The following is a 19802-nucleotide window of genomic DNA, read 5'->3' on the forward strand; positions in this document are numbered from 1 at the left end:
CCCTCTCGACCTGCACCTACCGAGGTGCGCACGAGTGTGACACGACGTCACTGCTCCAGCGGATCATGGCCGGCCGGGTACACCGTCCTCCCCGGCCCTTGACCGTGCGCCCGGATCCGGAAACGACCGGCCCGGTTCGCGTCTGCCGGGGCCAGGTGTCGATGCCGGTCGCCGGTACCGGTCGGGCCACCTCGCGCCCGCCCGTCTCGCCTCGCACCCCGCTCGCCTCGCCTCGTGCCCGGCTCGCCCGAGGAGGACACTTGTTCCGGAGGCTCGACCAGTCTCCTCAGGACCACAGCGGGGGGCAGCGGCTTCGGAGGTGATCGTGATGACAGAGACGACAGTGATGCAGGCACGGACCACGGTCGGCTGGCACGTCGAGATCGAATTCCAGGAGGACGACCACCGCACCCGTGCGGCCGCCCTGCTGCGGCTCCCCGACGGCAGCGAGGTACGCGCCCACGGATACGCCAGCCGCCACCCCTCGGACGCGAACCAGCCCAGGGTCGGCGAGGAGGTCGCGGGTGCGAGGGCCCTGAACGAGCTCGCCATGCAGCTGCTGACCAAGGCCCACGACGAGATCGACGCGGCCTCGGGCAGGACGTCGCACGCACTGAGGTGACGGAAGCGGCCTGCCGAGGGTGACCGAGGCCGTCCACGACCTGTCCGACCACAGGCCCCTGGCCCCGTCCGGGGGCCTTCGCCCGCACGGGGCCCGACCACGGCGCACACTTTAAGGGCCCTTCCACGTTTCCCCCACAGTTTCTGCGCGACTCCTGCAAATATTGCTCATGAGCACTACAGTCGCCCGCGCACCGATCACCGCACGACGCCGGGCATCAGGCAACGGGGTGGAGGTGTCGGCACACCGGGTTGCATCGTTCTGGGGGCTTCATGCGTGAAATGGTCAAAGGGTCGAACATCTCTCTCGCGGCTCTGAGCGAGAACATCGATTCGGTGATCGTCAGCCTGGGCTGGGGGAGTTCGACCGGCGAAGGGGACGCCGACGTGTCCGTCCTCCTGCTGGACCTGAACGGCAAGGTCCGCAGCGACGCCGACTTCTACTTCTACAACAACCCGGTCGCCGCGGACGGAAGCGTGCAGCTCCTGGGCAAGACGCCGACGGCGGACGGCAACGAGGACCGGATCAGCTTCGACCTGACCGCGGTGTCCTCCGAGGTCGATCGCATCGTCCTGGCCGCCAGCCGTTACGAGGGCGCCCGCTTCGGGGAACTGGACTGCGTGCAGCTGGCGTTGGCGGACGGCGGGGGCGAGGAACTCCTCCGCTTCGCCATCGACGACGCCGACGCGGTGAGCGCGATCATCTTCGGCGAGCTGTACAGGCGGGCCGAGGAATGGAAGTTCCGCGCCGTCGGCCAGGGTTACGAGGCGGGTCTCGCCGGCCTGGCCACGGACTTCGGGGTCGACATCGACGACGACGCGGCGGCCGAGGAGGCACCGGACGAGGCCGAGGGCGACGACCGGACGGACATGACGGTGTCGGCCACGGCGACGGCGCCGGCCGGTGAACCCCGGCAGCAAGAGGCCCTGGCGGCGGTCCCCTCCCCGCGTCGGCCCGAGGACGAGGGCCGGCCGAGGAAGGCGGCGGCCCGGCCCCGTACGGCCAAGAAGAAGGTCACCCTGCCCAAGGCGGCCAAGAAGACGCTGGCCGAGAACGAGTCGTGGAAGGACGCGCGGCTCTTCCCCGCGTCGGCGCTCAAGAGCGACCGGGAGCGTGAGACGCGTGCGACCTCGGTCCTGCTCTCCGTGATGGCCCAGGTCCCTGAATTCGGCAGGAGACTCACCGCCGCCTTCGGAGCGCCGGCCGGTCACATGGAGACCTTCACCGAGGTCACCCTGCCGCACGGCGACACCCCGCGTCGCCCCGACGGAGTGATCCGGGTCGAACGGGCCGGAAAGCTGTGGACGGCACTCGTCGAGACGAAGACCAACGGCAGCGCGCTCAAGGCGGAGCAGGTCCAGGCGTACATGGACATCGCCGCGCGCCGTGGCTACGAGGCCGTGATCACGCTGTCGAACGACGTCGCGCTGGAGGGCAGCCCCCTCGTCGAGGTCAAGATCGACAAGAGGCGCAAGCACAAGGTGGCCCTGTGGCACCTGTCGTGGGCGGAAGTCGCCCATCAGGCACAGCTGTTGATCAGGCACGAGGGCGTCGGCAACGCGGCGCATGCCTGGCTCCTCCAGGAACTGCTGCACTACCTGCGGCACGAGAACTCCGGATGCCACGGCTTCCAGAACATGGGACCGGCCTGGGTGCCCGTGCGCAACGGAATCGACGACGAGACCCTGTGCCAGGGAGACCCGCGCGCACTGGAGGTCGTCGAGAGCTGGGAGCGCCTCGTCCGCCAGGTATGCCTGCGGCTGGGCGGCGAACTGGGCCAGAAGGTGCTGCCGGTCCAGCGCACCAGACGCGGGACCGACCCGCAGGCTCTCCGCGGTCGCCTCGCGGATCAGTTCTGCCTCGACGGACGACTCCGGTCGGAGCTGCGCATCGAGGGCACGCCCGGTGTCCTGGCGATCAGCGCGGATCTGCGTACGGGCAAGCTCCGGACGTCGATCGAGATCCCGGCACCCGAGCAGGGCTACCCCTTGTCGTGGGCGAAACGGCTGGTCCGGCGCCTGGCCGAGGCACCGGCGGACCTTCATGTCGAGACCCTCGTCGAGGGAGACGCGGCCGGCCCCCGGGGAACGCTCGAACGCCTCCGCCCCGAGCCGGGCGACATGCTGCCCAAGGAGTCCACCACCCAGATCACCGGCTTCCGGCTGTCCCTCCTCAAGAGCATGGGAAGCACGCGCGGGAACGCGGAGTCCGGCTTCATCCGCAGCGTCGACGACGCGGTGCACCGCTTCTACACCGGCGTGGTGGTCCACCTGGACGGTACGACACCTCGCGGGACCCCCTCCAGGAGCGGGGCGACGGCGGGCTGAGACCCAGCGGCCACCGTGCCGGGTCCGACAGCCGCCGGAGCCGGCACGGTGGCTGTCGGGGTGGCTCCCTGACTCGAAAAGGTGCCTCGAAGCCACCGGAGGTCCCCCGAGCCGCCCCGACTCCTCATCGGCCGTCCCTCGACACGCGTTCGACAGGGCCCGGGGTTCGCTGCGGCCGCCGGTAGACCTCGGGGTCGACACCCTCCCCTGGCGCCGCTGTCGACTGGTCCAGTGGTCGCGCGGGCGCCGGCGTATGCCACCGTCCGGGCTCGTTGATGTCAGCCGTGGATGTCAGACGGGGCGGGGAACGATGCTCACCGCGCGGTAGTCGTACCCGTCCTGCTTGAAGCCGGGCGCTTCCCAGGTGAGATCGACCTGTTGCCCTGGTGACAGCGTGCGAAAGCCGGGCGCCTGGATGTCGGAGTAGTGGCCGAAGCACCCTCCGGGGGTCTCGGGCGAGTCGAGGACGCCCCAGCCCTCCTCGTCCCTCCACTCACGCACAGTCGCAGTCACGACTGCGGTGGCCTTGCGGGTCCCTCTGCGGCTGCTCATTCGTCTCCCCCTCGTCCAACCCACAAGATCCAACAGGTTTGTCCGCTCAGGCCGGCACGGTCCTCCGTGAGAAGCGCTGCGGCCCGGTCGGCCGGGCCGCTCGAAAGATGTACCAGCGACGGCACAGACCTACGCGTCGAGGGACAGCTCCCTGACTTGAAAAGGCGCCTCGAAGCCGCGGGAGACCTTCCCGAGCCACCCGGCGCGGGCTGAGGCTCCCCGCCCGAACTTCGACACGCATTCGACAGGACCACCCGCGAAAACCCGGTGACGACCGGACGGCCCCGGACCCTTCCCTTGATCGTCGGGAAGCGTTCGGGGCCTCGCCGTATCGACTGAGACATGCTCCGACCAGCAAAAAGCCCTCCCGAAGGGGAGGGCGGAGACTGGCGCCCCCGGCAGGACTCGAACCTGCGGCCAAGCGCTTAGAAGGCGCCTGCTCTATCCACTGAGCTACGGGGGCCGGGTGTACCGGCCTGTGTCCTGGTGCCCGGGTGTGGGCGGATCCGTGACCTTGCCGGGGACAAGGATAGGGCTCCCGCGTCCCCGCCCCTCATACTGCGCCTCCGTGGCTCGATGTGGAGGTTCAGTGAAGCGGTCCTGATAATCGCAGGCGGGTACGAATCGCGCACCGCTTTTGGCGTCTCGCGCATCGGGTGTTGTGCACTCGTTATGCCTGCGCCCCAGTCATCCCTTCCGCCCCGTGTGTCCTGTCGGCGCGCAGGCGCACCCATATGCTTCAGAAAGACTCTAAAATTGGGCATTCTTCGCATGTGGTGACCTTGGACGTACGGCCCCAGCTGCTCGACACACTTTCCGCCCTGCGCGACCGTGTCGCCGCCGCACGCTTTCCGCTGCCCCTGGCGGGGGCTCCACGCGCGCGTGCCAACCGCGACGAACTGCTCGCACAGCTCGACGACTATTTGGTGCCCCGGTTGAGAGAACCCGAAGCGCCTCTTCTCGCCGTCGTCGGAGGGTCCACCGGTGCCGGCAAGTCGACCCTCGTCAACTCCCTCGTGGGGCGCAAGGTCAGCGAGGCGGGCGTACTGCGCCCGACGACCCGCACCCCGGTGCTGGTGTGCCATCCGGAGGACCATCACTGGTTCAGCGGCATGCGCGTGCTGCCCCGGCTCACGCGCGTGTGGATGCCCCACCGCGAATCCGGTGACGACCTTCCCGCTCTCACCGAACGCGGGGAGCGGGTGCTGCGGATCGAGACCGCCGAGACGCTCCCCCGAGGCCTCGCCCTCCTCGACGCGCCCGACATCGACTCCCTGGTGGCCGAGAACCGGGTGCTGGCCGCCGAGCTGATCTGCGCGGCCGACATCTGGGTGACGGTCACGACGGCCGCGCGGTACGCCGACGCCGTGCCCTGGCACCTGCTGCGTACCGCCAAGGAGCAGAAGGCGACCCTGGTGACGGTCCTGGACCGGGTGCCGCACCAGGTGGTGTCCGAGGTCTCGCGGCAGTACGGCGCCCTGCTCGCCAAGGCGGGACTCGGCGAGGCGCCCCGCTTCACCGTGCCGGAGCTGCCCGAGTCCGCCTGGGGCGGCGGTCTGCTGCCCGCCACGGCCGTCGCACCGCTGCGCACGTGGCTCACGCACCAGGCCCAGGACCCGGGATCCCGCCACGGGGCCATGGCCCGTACGGCCCACGGCGTCCTCGACTCCCTGAAGGCGCGGATGCCGGAACTGGCCAGTGCCACCGCCGCGCAGTACGCCGCGGCGACACGGCTCACCGCGGCCGTCGACGGCGCCTACGACAGCGAGCACGCGCGCGCGAAGGGGCGCCTGCAGGCCGGGGCCGTGCTCGCCGGGGACGCCCTCAAGCGCTGGCGCGCCTATCCCCTCGACTGCACCGCCGAAGAACTGCTGGACGCGCTCGTGGAAAGCCTTTCCGCCCTGCTGCTGTGCTCCGTCACGGCCGCCGACGAACGCGTGGACGACGCCTGGCGCCGTGAACCGGCTTCCGGCGCGCCGGGACTGACGGACCGTGATCCGGCGCTGGAGAGCGCGGAGCACCGGATCGGCCTGGCCGTACGACGCTGGCGGCGCGTCCTGGAGGAGTACGCCGAGGACGAGGTGCGCGACCTCGACAAGAGCGTCGCGCCGGACCCCGCGGTGGTGGCCGCGCTGGTCGCCACCGCGCTCCTGGGCGGCCGCAGGGCGCGCAGCGCGGGCGAGAAACTGGCCGAGCGGATCGGGGCCCACGGCGCGTTGCGGCTGCGCGACAAGAGCGGGCGGCTGCTCACGGAACTCGTCGACAAGGCCCTGCAGGCCGAGCGTGAACGCCGGCTCGCACCCCTCGAAGCGCTCGACGTCCATCCGGAACCCCAGGCCGAACTCATCGCCGCGCTGTCCGTACTGCAGAAGGAGAGGTGACCGCGGTGACTGCCGTCACTGACCACGCGGATCAAGCCGACCGTCCCGGAGACGGACGCTCCGGAAACGGACGCCCCGGGAACGGCCGTCCGGAGAACGGCCGTCCCGCGGAGGCCCCCTCCAGGGACGGCGGCCACGAGAACGACCCGTCCCAAGTGGGCACCCCGGGCGCCTCGGCCACCTCAAGCACCACAGGCACCCTGAGCACCGGCAGTACCAGCAGTACCTCTGGCACCTCTGGCGTCTCTGGCACTTCTGGCACTTCTGTCGCCTCCGGCAACAGGCGTGCCGACCGCGACAACCGTGACGGGGGCGCCGTGGCCGCCGGAAGCACCGGGAACAGCCGCCCCGAGGACGGCCCGGCCGGACAGGGCGCCTCGCGTGACGCCTCCGGAGCGGAGTCCCGCGCGCGTGGGGACGACGACCCCGCACACGCGGAGGACGGCCCCGTCTGGGACGACGGCCTCATCGCGCGGCGCGTGGCCGAGGCGGCCCCGGCCCGGTACCAGGCACCGTCGCCGGAGGCCAGGACCGTCGTCCCGGCGATGCCCGCCCCCCTCTCCTACGACGGACAGCTGCACTCGCGCCTGGACGCGCTCCGCGAGCTGGTGGGTCTCTCCCGCGCCCGTCTCGACAGCGGAACGCTCGCCGAGGCGGGCCGGGTCCTGGACGAGGCGGCGGCCCGCCGCAGGCTCTCCGGGGAGCACACCGTCGTCGCCATCGCCGGAGCCACCGGCAGCGGCAAGTCGCAGCTCTTCAACGCGCTCGCGGGCGTGGCGATCTCGGAGACCGGCGTACGCAGGCCGACCACCTCGGCACCCATCGCCTGCACCTGGAGCGACGGCGCGGCGACCCTCATCGACCGGCTCGGCATCCCCGGGCGGCTGCGCCGGCGCCCGCTGCAGAGCCCGGAGGCGGAGGCCCAGCTCCGCGGCCTGGTCCTGGTCGACCTGCCCGACCACGACTCGGCGGCCGTCCAGCACCGCGCGCAGGTGGACCGGGTCCTCGGGCTGGTCGACGCGGTCATCTGGGTGGTGGATCCGGAGAAGTACGCGGACGCCGTCCTCCACGAACGCTATCTGCGGCCGCTCGCCGGGCACGCGGAGGTCACCTTCGTGGTCCTCAACCAGGTGGACCGGCTCCCCGGCGAAGCCGCCGACCAGGTGCTCGACGACCTGCGGCGGCTGCTCGACGAGGACGGCATCGCGCTCGGCGAGTACGGCGAACCGGGTGCGACCGTCCTGTCGCTGTCCGCCCTCACCGGAGCCGGGGTCCCCGAACTGCGCGAGTGTCTCGGCCAGTTCGTGGCGGAACGCGGTGCCGCCGCGCGGCGGATCTCGGCCGATCTCGACGCGGCCGCCGCACGGCTGCGGCCCGTCTACGCGACGGGACGGCGGGTCGGGCTCAGCGAGGAGGCGCGGGACGAGTTCGCGGACCGGCTCGCGGACGCGGTCGGCGCCGTGGCGACCGGCGAGGGCGCCGAACGGGCCTGGCTCCGCAACGCCAACCGCGCCTGCGGAACTCCCTGGCTGCGGCTGTGGCGCTGGTATCTGGAGCGGCGCGAACCCCCGACCGGGCGTCTGCCCGTACGCGCTCCCGCGGACGAGGAGGCCACCGCCCGCCAGCGCGTCGAGCAGGCGGTGCGGACCGTCGCCGACCGGGCCGCCTACGGGCTTCCCACCGCCTGGGCGCAGGCGGTGCGCGAGGCGGCCGTACGGGGCGCGCAGGGGCTGCCCGAGGCGCTGGACGACATGGCGGCGCGCGCGGCGGCACCGGCGGGACGGCCGCCGAGGCCGGGCTGGTGGCCCGTCGCGGTGCTGGCGCAGGCCGCGATGACGATCGTCCAGGTCGTCGGCGGGCTCTGGCTGGTGGGTCAGATCATCGGGGTCATGTCTCCGAACCTCGGGGTTCCGGTGCTGCTGATGGTGTCGGGCATCGTGGGCGGCCCGGCCGTCGAGTGGGCCAGCAGAATGGCGGCCCGCGGGCCGGCCAGGCGCTACGGCATGGAGGCGGAGAGACGGTTGCGCGACGCGGCCGCCGCCTGTGGAAGAGCCCGGGTGCTGGATCCCGTGGCCGCGGAGCTGCTGCGGTACCGCGAGGTGCGGGAGCAGTACGGGCGGGTCATGGGGACGGTGACGGCAGGAAGGTGACGGCGAGAAGGCGACGGCGAGAAGGTGGTGGCGGGAGGGGCCGTGACGGCGGGGGCGGGTTCCCCGGCCGGGTGACGCGGTTCTCCACAACCGTCCGTCGGTCCACAGCGCCCAGCGGGCCCGGCCCTGCGGAGGCAGTCTGATCCCGCGGCGATCGCAGCGCATGCGCTCGCCGCGGCAGACGCATCCGTACGGGAGGGATTCACGATGAACGAGACGATGGTGTGCGCGGTGGGCAACGTGGCGACACGGCCCGTGTACCGGGACCTGGCGAACGGCGCGTCGGCGCGGTTCCGGCTGGCGGTGACCTCGCGGTACTGGGACCGGGAGAAGAACGGGTGGACCGACGGGCACACCAACTTCTTCACGGTGTGGGCCAATCGCGCGCTCGCCACGAACGTGGGGGCCTCGGTGTCGGTGGGTGATCCCGTCATCGTGCAGGGCAGGCTCAAGGTGCGCACCGAGACGCGCGACGGGCAGAGCTGGACGTCGGCGGACATCGACGCGGTGGCGATCGGCCACGACCTCTCCCGCGGTACGTCGGCGTTCCGGCGCCCGTCCAAGGAGGGCGAGCCCGCCGGGACGCAGCGCCCCGAGCCGAGTTGGGAATCGGCCCCGGACACCCCGCCGGAGGGCATGCCCCAACCTCGCCCGGAACCGGCCGGGGTGACGTGATGTCAGCGGGCGTCACGATCTGACCGGACTGCGGCTTATCGACAAATACATGACGAAACACCCTTATGGATTTGTCGATAGGCGCAGCTCACGGAAGTGATCGCGATAACGATTCCGAGTCAGATCGGTTGTCGGACGACATGACCGGGGGGAGCGATGCGGCGCTTCTTTAGGATGCCGAACACAGCTATCGGGGCTTCTGATTCTGCCGGCGGGACCGTCCCCCATGTCAAAGGGTCCTGCGCGAAGGGGAATTCTGTGTCTTCTGCGTTCTCTCTGTCGTCCGGGCGCGGGCGAGGGGCCGCCCGTCTCGCCGCCGCGGCCTTGGTGTGGGGGCTCGCCACCGCGGGGACCATCGCCGCGGCCGGTACGGCCACCGCCGACGAGATCCCGCAGAACCAGGGCGGAGCGACCGCCACCATAGGAGACCTGAAGACGTACGGCTCGGCGGTCATCCACGAGAACGGCGAGGACTCCTGGGTCTCGGCCGGTCTGTTCGAGATGTCCGTCGAGAACGGCGGCATGCTGCAGACCTACGGTGTCGATCTCCACAGCCCGACCCAGCGGGACGCCCGCTATCAGGAGACCTCCTGGAACGGCACGTCGCTGAGCGGCAACGCGAAGGCGGGCCGGATCCGCTGGATCCTCGAGAACTCCTACCCGCAGGTGAACGACCTGGCGGCGCTGGCCGGGAAGGCCGGTGTCACCGGTCTCACCGAGCAGGACGCGGCGGCCGGCACCCAGGTGGCGATCTGGCGGTACTCGGACGGCGCCGACGTGGACGCCGCGGCCCCGCAGGCACAGAAGCTCGCGGACTATCTGGAGAAGAACGCGCGGGACCTGGCGGAGCCCGAGGTCTCGCTGACGCTCGCCCCGGCCGCGGTGTCCGGTCGCCCCGGTGAGCGGCTCGGCCCGGTCACGGTGCACACCAACGCGGGCAGCGTGACGGTGACCCCGCCCACGGACATCGCCGCCGGCGGAGTGAGGGTCGTCGACCAGGACGGCAGGGCGGTCACCTCCGCGACGAACGGCAGCCGGCTCTTCTTCGACGTGCCGGCGGAGGGGGCGGACGGTTCCACCTCCCTGACCGTGCAGGCCTCGACGACCGTGCCGGTCGGCCGTGCCTTCACCTCCGAGACCCACAGCCAGACACAGATCCTCGCCGGCTCCAGCGAGTCCACCGTCTCCGCCGCGGCGAGCGCGAACTGGGCGGCGAAGGGCGCGATAACGGCCCTGGCCGCCCAGAAGAACTGCGCCAAGGGCGGTGTGGACATCACGGCCGCGAACAAGGGCGACGCGGCGTTCACGTTCGAGCTGATGGGCGACGAGCACACCGTCGCGGCAGGGGTGTCCGAGACCCTCACCATCCCGCTGCAGGAGGACCAGGTCTACGACTTCACGATCGGCGGCGCGGACGGCGGCGGGAAGCGGTTCAAGGGCGTGCTGGACTGCAAGACCCAGGGCGGCGCGAGCGGCATCGCGGCCCAGACGCTCAGCGAGCCGAGCCCGGCGTCGGTGGGAGGCTCCGACGGGGGCACCGACCTCGCCGAGACCGGCGGCTCCGGACTGACCCCGGTCATCGCGGGCGCGGCCATCGCCCTGGTCCTGGTCGGCGGCGCCGTGGTGGTCCTCGTCGGCAGGAAGCAGACGCCGCCGCAGGTCTGACGGACCGGCGCCCGGATCCGGTCCGGCGTCTCACGGGGCGATCCGCGCGACGCCGGGGGTGACCGGGGACCGGCCGCCCCGCCGACGGGGGTCGACGAGGCGGCCGCAGCGGGAGCCGCGTCAGGAGCGGGGGGCGTTCCGGACGCGCACGACGGCGAAGGCGGCCGTGAGCAGACCGAGAACACCGACGATCAGGCCCGCGGTGCCCAGGGCACGGGCCGTGGAGTCACTGTTCCCGGCGCTCGCGGTCGACTCCTCGGCGGACGAGGACGACTCCGAGGAGGAGGACGTGTCGGAGCCGGAGGCCCCGTCCGAGGCGGGCTCCTCCCCCGCGCCCCCGGCGGTGAGGGTGAGCACCGGAGCCGGGCTCTCCTGTTCCTCCCCGCCCTTCTGCGGCTGCTCGATCCAGCGGGCCACCTTGCCGTCCGAGTAGGTCTGGAGCGTCTTGAAGGCCAACTGGTCGACGTCGTCCGGGAGCCAGCCGAAGGCGACCTGGAAGTCCTGGAACTCGCCGTGGCGGATCCGGCCTCCGGTCCAGGTGATCTCGGAGACCGCGTCGGTGATCGTGCCGTCGTCCGTCTTGACGGGCTTCTTCAGCTTGACGGTCGTCGTCCTCGCGGTCCAGCCCGGCTGCGGGGTGACCAGGACGCCCACGACCGGGTGGTCGGCGGGCAGGAAGATCTGCACCTTGGTGGTGCTGGCGGTGTCCTCCTCGTTGGGGACGCGGAAGCTCAGGAGACCGTCCGTGGCTCCCTTGGCGTAGCTCTCGGGGTGGACCGTCACGTGCGCGAAGGCCGCGCCCGCGGTGGTCAGGAGGCCCGCGGCGGCGAGGGCGGCGACGGTGCCGGTGCGGCGCAGGGCGGTGCTGATCGGGGACATCTGGGGAACTCCGTACTGAGGGGAGGCGTGGTCAGGGCGTGGGAGCGAGCCCTGCCGGCGGTCCCCGGCGCGAGACGGCGTGACGCAGCAGCGCCCGGCCGAGCGGCCACGGTTCGGCGGGGGTCCTGCCCGGAACACCCGCGTACGGCCTTGGCGCGGGCGGTCCCGTCCTCGTCCTCCACCAGGCGGCGAGGCCCGGCACGAACGTCACGGCCCGGCGCAGCAGGGACCACAGGGCGGCCTCGCCGCGCCGCAGCCACCACGTGGCCAGCACGGCGGCGGCGACGTGCGCGGCCGTGGCGTGGGAGGTCAGGGCGTGGGATGCCAGGACGTGTGCGGACGGGTGGGCCAGGTGCGCCCCGTGCGTGTTCATCGCCGTGTGCGGCCGGGCCGCGCCGAAGCCGAGGTGGAGTCCGGCCTGCGCGGCCAGCACGGCGCCGCCTATCCCGGCGAGGGACCGTTCGCGGCCGCCCAGCGCGGAGCCGGCGGCGAAGACGGCGAGGACTCCCGCGCCCTCGGCCCACAGCGGCGGTGCCTGCCCGGTGGCGAGCGCGTGCCCCCCGGCGGCCAGCAGCACGCACAGCACGGCGAACACCGCGGCGCGCAGACTCCGTACCGCCGGCGACGCGTTCATGGTTCCCAGATACTGCCATGGGGCGGAACGGGCCGTCACGGCGTCCCCCGCGGTGCTCCGTCATGGTCCGCGCGGCTCTTCCGGTCACCGCTCGGGGAGGGTCCGGCTGAACCTGGGAGGGACCCGTCATGCGTCCTCGCTGTGCCGTGCCGGACGACCGACCAGAGCGTCGCGACCCGGGTCGCCGGCCGGTCGCCCGTCGCCGACACCGTGGAAGTCACCTGCTTCGACCGGCACTTCGGCGACGAGGACGCACCGGCCACCCCGCACCTCGGCCATGTGTCGCGCTCCGGCCACGAGACGTACTACGGGGCGGCCGTCGAGAACATCCGGGCGTTCCTGGCCGGCGAGCCCCTGCGCCACCCCGGCCGGCCGCGCCCGTTCGGCCACCCGGCCGAACTCCCGAACGGCCGCCCGCACGACCCCCGTTCGAAGGGTGATCCCCTGGCGGAACGCCCGTGACCAGGTGTGGACCGACGCGTTGAAGGGGAAGTGCGGTCGCGTCCGAGCCATCGCACTCGTCGAGTCTTAAGGAGAACGTGATGTCTCGCATCGCGAAGGCCGCCGCAGTCGTCGTGGGCACGGGTGCCGTGGCCCTCAGCGGAGCCGGCATGGCCATGGCTGACGCCGGCGCCCAGGGCGGGGCCGTCGGCTCCCCCGGTGTTCTGTCGGGCAACGTCGTCCAGGTCCCGATCCACGTGCCGGTCAACGTGTGCGGCAACACGGTCGACATCGTCGGTCTGCTGAACCCGGCCTTCGGCAACACCTGCGTGAACGGCGACGGCCACGTCAAGAAGCACAAGGCCGCCAAGAAGCACCACGACACCAAGAAGCACCACACCACCAAGGAGCGCAGCGGCTACGGCAGCTGAGCCCGGCACGCGCACGGGGCCCCCGGCGGTACGTCACCGCCGGGGGCTTCGCCGTCCCCTGCGCACTCCGGGAACCGCCGCTACACGTACCGGTAGATGCGGCTGTGGTCCTCCATCGAGGCCGGTGTCACGCCCCAGGGGGGCATCTTCTCGTGCCGGGCGACGACACGCCGGTGCTGGGGGTCGCTCGGCCCCGGGGGCCGCTCGGGCAGATAGCGGGCGCCCCGGTGCTTCTTCTGCCAGCGGGACCACTGGAGGTCGACGAAGGCGTGGTGCAGCCAGAAGACGGGGTCGTTGACGGAGGCACCGCCCAGCATGTGGCCGCCGACCCAGCGGTGGACACGGTTGTGGTTCTCCCAGGTGGCGTTCCCCGTGCCGTGTCCCCACCCTTCCAGCCGGTTGCGGAAGCCGCTCCTGGTCGTCGAGTCGAAGGGCGCCTTGTCGTAGAGGGGGTCGGCCAGGGCCGCGTTCAGCTCTTCCCTCGTGGGCAGTTGGATCGGCCTGCGCGGGCGGCCGAACTCCCGCATGAGGAACTCGCCGTCGGTCACCGCTTCCTTGATCGTCCACTTGCCCGCCGCGTAGGCGAAGGGGCCGGTCATGACCTGGCGGTCCGAACTCCTCCCGTTGCCGCCGAGGAGGTCCTTGGTCCACGGCGCGGAGGCCGGCGCGCGGTCGCGCGTCCAGTCCCAGTACGGCACGCTGACACCGGGGTCCACGCGCTGCAGCGCCTGTTCCAGGTCCAGCAGGAAGCACCGGTGCCAGGGCAGGAACGACGGCGCCATGTGGGCCGTGCGCAGTCCGCCCTCGCCGTCGGAGACGTAGTGGTCGATGTGCCTGCGGACGAACTCGTCGTATTCCCCGCGGCGTTTGACCTCCAGCATCGCGGTGACGAAACGGCGCCGCTCGGCGCCCGTGAGGGCGCTGACGTTCTTACGCGTGTACACCATGGTGGTGGCCGCTCCCCTCTGTACCGCTCTTCGGTGTGCCGGTTCCCCGCTCTGCCGGGCCCGCGCCGTGATCCATGCCCCTGAGCTGCTCGGCCGGGCCGAGTTCGTCGACGGCCGCGCGTACCGCCGCCAGCGGTGTCGGATACGACCCGTAGTGGTCGACCATGCTGAGATAGCTGCCGTCCGCGCGGCGCATCAGATGCAGCGGCCGACCGTCCACCGTGACCCACCAGTCTCCGCCCGCGAAGGCGGCCCGGCCGTCCGATCCGCCTTGTGTGCCGAGGATGTGCCGGCCGCGGTACACCTCGTCGAAGGAGAGGTCCTGGGGGCGGCGGCGCGATGGCCGTGAGGCCGCGACGACGGGGGCCAGCGCCAGGCCTACGGCCGACACGAGCAGTCCTCGCATCGCACCGCGCCGGGTGAGCGCCAGTCCACCCGCCACCCGCTCCGTGCCGCGGCCGCGCGCCGGGGCGGCCTGACCCCGGCCGCTCCGCCCGCGCCTCGGTACCCTGCCCGGAATCCAACTGGCGAACATGCTTCTCCCCTCGAGGAATTCATGCTGGTGCTCGGCCTCCGTACCGGGTAACGATTCCGGGAGCGTCATCATCTCAAGATTCCCCCGACGGAATCATTAGTCGTCCGATAGGGAGATTCAGCTCGTCCAGAAATCCCACCAGCGGGTGAGGATCAGCATTCCGATGACGCCGATGTGCAGCACCGGGAGAACCCAGGTGAACTCCGCCAGGAACGTCCTCACCCATTCCGGGGCGGGCAGGAACGCGTTGCGGACGTTGAAGGAGGTGACGTACCAGAACATGACGACCGTGGCGACCCAGGCCAGACAGCACCACAGGCACAGCGCGTTGATCCGGTACAGCGACTGGAACTGGAGCCAGCCGACGAATCCGACGCCGAACAGCATGCCCGCGTCGAGGGTCAGCCAGTACCAGCGCGGGAATCCCGCCCCGGTCAGCAGACTGACACCGACACAGATCACCACGCTGTACGCCACCAGGCCGAGCATCGGGTTGGGGAACCCGAAGACCGACGCCTGCGGGCTCTTCATGACGCTGCCGCAGGAGACGACCGGGTTCAGACTGCACCCCGGGACGAAGCCGGGGTTCTCCAGCAGCTTGAACTTGTCGATCGTGATGACCCACGCGGCGAGGAGACCGGCCGCGCCGGTGATCACCAGCAACAGGGCCAGGGCCCGGCCGCTGCCCGCGGTGCACCCGCGCGTGGCGCTGCCGTCGCCCGCCCCTCGCCCCGCGGCGGCCGCCATCAGGCGCGCGGGGTACGCGCGGGCAGCAGCACGTGGGACGCGCTGAGCAGGGTCTCCTCGTCGCCCGCGAAGGCCGTCAGGTCCTCGGGCGCGACGGGCTTGCCGGGCCGGGCCACGGGCCAGGCGCGGGTGGCGAACAGGAAGTAGGCGTAGCCGCGCTCGGCGACCGCCGCGAGCCACTCCCGCGGCGCGACGCACCGGGCGTTGAGGTACGGCATGCTGACGACGGCCTGGCCGGCCTCGACGAGCAGGGTGAGAGGCAGGCCCGGCTGCCGGGATCCGTCGATGAGCGTGTCGCCCACGGGCAGTCCGTTGTCGACCAGGAGCTGCCGGACGGCGGCCGCCGATCCCTCGGGGCCCCCGGCGCCGTCTCCCAGCGAGTAGGCGAGGAGATAGGGCATGTCGCCGTCGGGGGCTTCTCCGCTGAATGCCATGACGGCGAGCGTGCCGAGATCGGCGACCCGAAGAGGGCTCGTTCCGCTTGAGGTTGAAGTCACCGCGGAACCTTATCGATGCGCCGTTCGGGTTCTGTCTCGATATCACCCGGCCGGGGGATGTCCGGGAACGCGACCACACGAACGAGGTATGCGGCTCGAACAGCGTGAAGGGCCGATTCCCCGCCCGGGAAATCAGCCCTTCCGGCCGCATCGACCGTACGGTGTCGGCCGTTGGGACGGGTGTTGCCGAAATCCGGGTTCAACAGACCGACGATGTCGATGGTGTTGCCGCGAACGTCGATGGGGACGGGTACGGGAATCTTCAGTACGTCGCCCGGCAGGACGCCTGGTGGAATGCCCGCGGGCATTGCGGAAAGGACACGCGCGCAGAGGGAACGGCTAACCCTGCAGGGGAAGTCCGCCGAGGAGCCGCGCGGGGGTGGCCGCGCTGTTGAGCTTCTTCGTCGTGTCGTTCACGTCGCTCAGCGCGGAGTCCTTGTTCTCGGTGTCGAGCGCGTTCGACTGGTGCTGCAGGGGAAGGGCGTCCCGCGCGTTGATCGAACGCTGGCTGGTGACGGTCTCCAGGGCGCCGTTGAGACCGGAGGGCGCGAGGTCGGTGGCTCCGGCGGCGAACGCGGGCGCGGCGGCACCGGCGACGACCAGGGACCCGGCGACTACAGCGGCGGCCTTGAGGGACTTCATCGTGTTCCTTTCTTCGGCGACGGACGTCACCGGAGGGAATTCCTTTGCGCGTTGCCTAACGAGCCCCGGACGCGACGGAAACCCCACGTGCAGAAAATTCCCGCACCGCGCGGACTCCCGCCGCCATGGGCCACGAAGCGGACCGGCCGCCCTCCGTCTCGGGAGGGCGGCCGGCCGGAAGGGTCCGCGACGGCGTCAGTCGTTGACGCAGACGTTCCCGAAGGCGGGGTTCAGCAGACCGATGACGTTGACGGTGTTGCCGCAGACGTTGACCGGGACGTGAACGGGAGCCTGCACGACGTTGCCCGACAGAACGCCCGGGGAGTTGGCGGCCGCACCGTGCGCGCCGCTGTCGGCGGCGGCGATACCGGCGGTACCGGCCACGGCGGCGGCGGCAACGGAGGTCAGGGCCAGGCCCTTAGCGATACGCGACATGGAGAAGTGCTCCTTGGAAATCGACACAACATCCGGGCGGGCTGCCCGGCTCTGGATTCAACGCGCGGAGCACACGCGGGTTGTGCACCCGAAAGGGTGATGTCCCGGACGGTCGGGCTTCACAAATCCGACACACATGGCCGCTTTCACCGATAAGCGGTGATACCAGCTAGAGTCGGGCTCTCCGAGGACGTCCCGAAGCGGGCGCCGAGGAGCGCCGGGAGCTCGCGGGGAGCCGAAGCGCACGCGTCCGATTCATCAGATCGATCCGATCCTCGGATCTTTGCCCGTCCGCTGGTCAAGAACCTTTCCCCGAAAGGGAACCGTCGGTCATGCGTACTTCCCCGGGCCTGCCGCCGCGCCGTGCGGTCACGGGCCGCCCCGTTCCCGCCGCCTTCAGTGCGCCCGCCGGTTCCGCGTCCGCCGATGCGCCCGGCCGGAACCCGGACGCCCTCGGACCCGGCGGAGAAATCCGTGACGGGGGTGACCAGTTGGCCTTCCAGATCGTTTCGCAGCGGGACGCGGCCAGGACCGGATCACTGTTCGCCGCCGTCGACGCGAAGCAGTGACGCGCGCCCCGGCGCGCCGCCCGTGAACGAGGAACCGCGCATGCATCTGCCAACAGACCCTCCGCCGCGGGTCCTCCATGTCACGCAGCCGGTCGACGGCGGCGTCGCCCGCGTGGTCACCGACCTCGTCGGCGCCCAGCTCGCCGCCGGAACACGGGTGACCGTCGCCTGCCCGGACGGCAACCGCTTCGCCCGGCAGGTGCGGGCGCTCGGCGCGGACGTACGGCCGTGGCACGCGACGCGGGCGCCCGGTCCGCAGCTCGCCCAGGAGGTACGGCGGCTCGGCCGGGTGCTGGCACGGGTGCGGCCCGACGTGGTGCACGCGCACAGCGCGAAGGCGGGACTCGCGGCCAGGCTCGCGCTGCGCGGCCGGGTGCCGACGGTGTTCCAGCCGCACGCCTGGTCGTTCGAGGCCGTCGACGGCGCCGCCGCGGCGCTCGCGCTGCGCTGGGAGCGGTGGGGTGCCCGCTGGGCCTCCCGGGTGGTGTGCGTCAGCGAGGCGGAGCGCGCGACCGGCGTACGAGCCGGAGTGCGCGCCCCCTGGCGGGTGATCCCCAACGGCGTCGACCCCGAGCGTTTCCGCCCCGCGGCCGCGGACACCGTACGGGCCGGGATGCCGCTGCTCGCGGAGGTCGGACCGACGGCTCCGCTGGTGGTGTGCGTGGGGCGGCTGTGCCGGCAGAAGGGGCAGGACATCCTCCTCGACGCGTGGCCCTCGGTGCTGCGGCGGGTGCCCACGGCGCGGCTCGTGCTCGTCGGGGACGGGCCGGACGCGGCACGGCTGCGCGCCGGGGCGCCGCGTGACGTGCTGTTCGCCGGGGCCGCCGACGACGCGGTGCCCTGGTACCAGGCCGCCGACCTGGTGGTGCTGCCGTCCCGCTGGGAAGGCATGGCACTGGCCCCGCTGGAGGCCATGGCCTGTGGGCGTCCGGTCGTCATGACGGACGTGGACGGAGCCCGCGAGAGCCTGCCGCCGGGGCACGACCCCCGCTGTCTCGTGGCCTCGCCGGAACCGGCGCCGCTGGCGGAGGCGATCGGCACGCTGCTGGCCGATCCCCCGCTGCGCGCTTCCCTCGGCCTCCAGGGGCGCCACCACGTACTGACCACGCACGACGTACGCCTCACGACCGACGCGGTCGCCGAGGTGTACCACGAACTGCTGACCGGGCGACAGCCGCAGCACGCCAGGAGCTTCACGTGCGCGGACCACACCGAATGCAGGGAGTCCATCCACTCGTGACTGCGGAAAGCACCGTTCCCTCCCCCGGCGGACAGCCCCGGGAGTACGGATTCTCAGCCGTCTCGGTCTTGTCCTCGCGCGGGACCGCCGACGGTTTCAGGTTCCCGGCCGGACAGCGGAGAACGGCCCGGCGCGCCTCCTGGCTGCCGCTGGCCGCCGTGGACGCCGTCGCGGCGCTGACGGCCGGACAGACGCTCACGGAGGTCCAGCGGCACCTGCTCGCCGTCGTCGCCCTGCTGCTCGGCGTGGCGCTGCTGAACACCTGGGCCTCCCTGTACCGGCCGGCGCCGCTGCCCGCCCTGCTCGACGAACTGCCCGCCGTCTGCGCGCGGATCGCGGTCGCCTGGTGCGCCCTGGCCGCCGTCCTCGCCGCCTTCGCCCCGGGCCAGGCGCTCTCGGCCCGGACGCTGGCCCTGGGATGCGCGGCGCAGTCGGTGATCAGCTGCGCCGGCCGCGGCACGGTGCACTGGCGGCGCCGCCGGGTCCTCGCCCGGCACCCCGGCGCCGCCCTGGTGATCGGCCCCGCGGGCACGGCGCAGCGGGTGGCCGCGGCCTTCCTGCGCCACCCGGCCTGCGGTGTGCGCCCGGTCGGTGTCGTCTCCGACCGGCAGGCCGGCCCCGGCGGACTGCCGGTGCTCACCACCGGCGAGGAGGTGCAGCGGGCGATCGTCCAGAACGGCGTGCGGGCCGTTCTGGTGGTGGAACCGCCGAGCCGGCGCGGGCCGATGCTGCGGGCGCTGGCCCTCGCGGGCTGCGAGCTGTGGGAGGTCGACCCGGACTCCCCGTCGTACGACCGTGCCGGCCGGCACACGCTGGCGGGTTTCGCCTGCCGCCCCCTGCCGATCGGCGGACCGCACGCCGGCTTCGCGAAGCGGTTCCTCGACGTCGCCGTCTCCGGAGCGCTGCTGCTGCTCGTCAGCCCGCTGCTGCTGGTGTGCGCGGCCGTCCTGCGGGTCACCGACGGACCCGGTGTGGTGTTCCGGCAGGAGCGCATCGGCAAGGACGGACTGCCGTTCACGCTGCTGAAGTTCCGCACCCACCGTCCGGTCGACGCGCACGAGGCCGCGACCCGCTGGAGCGTGGCGGGCGAGCAGGAGATGAGCCGTTTCTGCCGCTTCCTGCGGCGCACCTCGCTCGATGAGCTGCTCCAGCTCCTGAACGTCCTGTGGGGCGACATGAGCATGGTCGGCCCGCGTCCCGAACGGCCCTACTTCGTGGCCAAGTTCAGCCAGACCTACCCCGGCTACGCGGCCCGTCACCGGATGCGGACCGGCATCACCGGACTCGCCCAGGTGCACGGGCTGCGCGGCGACACCTCGATCGAGGACCGCTGCCGCTTCGACAACACGTACATCGACAACTGGTCGATGTGGCAGGACATCTGCATCCTGCTGCGCACGGCCGCGGCGCTGGTGCGCCCGACGGGGAGCTGA

At 72.0% G+C, this 19802-nt stretch carries 20 protein-coding genes, 1 tRNA gene and 1 pseudogene; 11 read left to right on the plus strand and 11 right to left on the minus strand.

What is annotated here, in order from left to right; all coding sequences use genetic code 11:
• The first annotated feature begins 328 nt into the window (after positions 1 to 328).
• Together ACFW6B_RS00815 and ACFW6B_RS00820 are read left to right on the plus strand one after the other, a co-directional pair.
• The gene (locus ACFW6B_RS00815) at positions 329 to 622 is read left to right on the plus strand and encodes a DUF1876 domain-containing protein (protein WP_386591108.1); all 294 of its coding nucleotides are present in this window, start codon (positions 329 to 331) and stop codon (positions 620 to 622) included.
• Between the two features lie 272 nt (positions 623 to 894).
• Positions 895 to 2949 carry a TerD family protein gene (locus tag ACFW6B_RS00820; RefSeq protein WP_386591109.1) on the plus strand — a complete coding sequence of 685 codons (2055 nt, stop codon included), beginning with the start codon at positions 895 to 897 and terminating at the stop codon, positions 2947 to 2949.
• A gap of 291 nt (positions 2950 to 3240) precedes the next feature.
• Here ACFW6B_RS00820 and ACFW6B_RS00825 read toward each other — a convergent pair whose 3' ends face one another.
• Together ACFW6B_RS00825 and ACFW6B_RS00830 are read right to left on the minus strand one after the other, a co-directional pair.
• A complete protein-coding gene (locus tag ACFW6B_RS00825; RefSeq protein WP_386591110.1) occupies positions 3241 to 3501 on the minus strand; it encodes a cold-shock protein in 261 nt (86 codons plus the stop codon).
• Positions 3502 to 3888: 387 nt separating this feature from the next.
• Positions 3889 to 3964: transfer RNA gene (locus ACFW6B_RS00830), tRNA-Arg, on the minus strand.
• Positions 3965 to 4274: 310 nt separating this feature from the next.
• Here ACFW6B_RS00830 and ACFW6B_RS00835 point away from each other — a divergent pair.
• The 4 genes from ACFW6B_RS00835 (at position 4275) to ACFW6B_RS00850 (ending at position 10372) form a co-directional block, all read left to right on the plus strand.
• Positions 4275 to 5882 carry a dynamin family protein gene (locus tag ACFW6B_RS00835; protein WP_386591111.1) on the plus strand — a complete coding sequence of 536 codons (1608 nt, stop codon included), beginning with the start codon at positions 4275 to 4277 and terminating at the stop codon, positions 5880 to 5882.
• A gap of 5 nt (positions 5883 to 5887) precedes the next feature.
• The gene (locus ACFW6B_RS00840) at positions 5888 to 8032 is read left to right on the plus strand and encodes a YfjP family GTPase (protein ID WP_386591112.1); all 2145 of its coding nucleotides are present in this window, start codon (positions 5888 to 5890) and stop codon (positions 8030 to 8032) included.
• Between the two features lie 207 nt (positions 8033 to 8239).
• Positions 8240 to 8707, plus strand: coding sequence for a single-stranded DNA-binding protein (locus ACFW6B_RS00845; RefSeq protein WP_386591113.1), 468 nt, complete (start codon positions 8240 to 8242; stop codon positions 8705 to 8707).
• Between the two features lie 258 nt (positions 8708 to 8965).
• Positions 8966 to 10372: a TQXA domain-containing protein gene (locus ACFW6B_RS00850; RefSeq protein ID WP_386591114.1), complete on the plus strand. Its 1407-nt coding sequence runs from the start codon at positions 8966 to 8968 to the stop codon at positions 10370 to 10372.
• Between the two features lie 120 nt (positions 10373 to 10492).
• Here ACFW6B_RS00850 and ACFW6B_RS00855 read toward each other — a convergent pair whose 3' ends face one another.
• Both ACFW6B_RS00855 and ACFW6B_RS00860 read right to left on the minus strand, forming a co-directional pair.
• Entirely contained in the window at positions 10493 to 11251 is a 759-nt protein-coding gene (locus ACFW6B_RS00855; protein WP_386591115.1) for a YcnI family protein, read from the minus strand.
• Positions 11252 to 11282: 31 nt separating this feature from the next.
• The gene (locus ACFW6B_RS00860) at positions 11283 to 11885 is read right to left on the minus strand and encodes a hypothetical protein (RefSeq protein WP_386591116.1); all 603 of its coding nucleotides are present in this window, start codon (positions 11883 to 11885) and stop codon (positions 11283 to 11285) included.
• Between the two features lie 258 nt (positions 11886 to 12143).
• Here ACFW6B_RS00860 and ACFW6B_RS00865 point away from each other — a divergent pair.
• Positions 12144 to 12254, plus strand: a pseudogene (locus tag ACFW6B_RS00865) (D-2-hydroxyacid dehydrogenase family protein); the annotation flags it as partial.
• 173 nt (positions 12255 to 12427) lie between these two features.
• Positions 12428 to 12757: a chaplin gene (locus tag ACFW6B_RS00870; RefSeq protein ID WP_386591117.1), complete on the plus strand. Its 330-nt coding sequence runs from the start codon at positions 12428 to 12430 to the stop codon at positions 12755 to 12757.
• 80 nt (positions 12758 to 12837) lie between these two features.
• On the opposite strand, the gene ACFW6B_RS00875 is transcribed toward ACFW6B_RS00870, so the two are convergent.
• The 7 genes from ACFW6B_RS00875 to chpG form a co-directional block, all read right to left on the minus strand.
• The gene (locus tag ACFW6B_RS00875; RefSeq protein WP_386591118.1) at positions 12838 to 13704 is read right to left on the minus strand and encodes a tyrosinase family protein; all 867 of its coding nucleotides are present in this window, start codon (positions 13702 to 13704) and stop codon (positions 12838 to 12840) included.
• Positions 13688 to 14239 (minus strand): tyrosinase family oxidase copper chaperone, encoded by a 552-nt coding sequence (locus ACFW6B_RS00880; RefSeq protein ID WP_386591119.1) that lies wholly within the window; start codon positions 14237 to 14239, stop codon positions 13688 to 13690. Before ACFW6B_RS00880 ends, ACFW6B_RS00875 begins: the two co-directional genes overlap by 17 nt.
• A 117-nt stretch (positions 14240 to 14356) precedes the next feature.
• Positions 14357 to 14986 carry a vitamin K epoxide reductase family protein gene (locus ACFW6B_RS00885; RefSeq protein WP_386591120.1) on the minus strand — a complete coding sequence of 210 codons (630 nt, stop codon included), beginning with the start codon at positions 14984 to 14986 and terminating at the stop codon, positions 14357 to 14359.
• Positions 14986 to 15483, minus strand: coding sequence for a DUF5949 family protein (locus ACFW6B_RS00890; RefSeq protein ID WP_386591121.1), 498 nt, complete (start codon positions 15481 to 15483; stop codon positions 14986 to 14988). Before ACFW6B_RS00890 ends, ACFW6B_RS00885 begins: the two co-directional genes overlap by 1 nt.
• On the minus strand, positions 15480 to 15791 hold the full coding sequence (locus tag ACFW6B_RS00895; RefSeq protein WP_386591122.1) for a chaplin: 312 nt from the start codon (positions 15789 to 15791) through the stop codon (positions 15480 to 15482). The genes ACFW6B_RS00890 and ACFW6B_RS00895 overlap by 4 nt, the downstream gene beginning before the upstream one ends.
• A gap of 31 nt (positions 15792 to 15822) precedes the next feature.
• Entirely contained in the window at positions 15823 to 16125 is a 303-nt protein-coding gene (locus tag ACFW6B_RS00900; protein WP_386591123.1) for a hypothetical protein, read from the minus strand.
• 195 nt (positions 16126 to 16320) lie between these two features.
• Positions 16321 to 16560: a chaplin ChpG gene (chpG, locus tag ACFW6B_RS00905; protein ID WP_386591124.1), complete on the minus strand. Its 240-nt coding sequence runs from the start codon at positions 16558 to 16560 to the stop codon at positions 16321 to 16323.
• A gap of 332 nt (positions 16561 to 16892) precedes the next feature.
• On the opposite strand from chpG, the gene ACFW6B_RS00910 reads away from it, so the two are divergent.
• The 3 genes from ACFW6B_RS00910 to ACFW6B_RS00920 are packed head-to-tail and all read left to right on the plus strand — an operon-like array spanning position 16893 to position 19802.
• Positions 16893 to 17129, plus strand: a complete 237-nt coding sequence (locus tag ACFW6B_RS00910) for a hypothetical protein (protein ID WP_386591125.1) — start codon at positions 16893 to 16895, stop codon at positions 17127 to 17129.
• A 40-nt stretch (positions 17130 to 17169) separates the two neighbouring features.
• Entirely contained in the window at positions 17170 to 18369 is a 1200-nt protein-coding gene (locus tag ACFW6B_RS00915; RefSeq protein WP_386591126.1) for a glycosyltransferase family 4 protein, read from the plus strand.
• Positions 18366 to 19802, plus strand: a complete 1437-nt coding sequence (locus ACFW6B_RS00920; RefSeq protein WP_386591127.1) for an exopolysaccharide biosynthesis polyprenyl glycosylphosphotransferase — start codon at positions 18366 to 18368, stop codon at positions 19800 to 19802. The genes ACFW6B_RS00915 and ACFW6B_RS00920 overlap by 4 nt, the downstream gene beginning before the upstream one ends.

It is taken from the genome of Streptomyces sp. NPDC058751 (genome assembly GCF_042746485.1).
Lineage (GTDB): Bacteria > Actinomycetota > Actinomycetes > Streptomycetales > Streptomycetaceae > Streptomyces.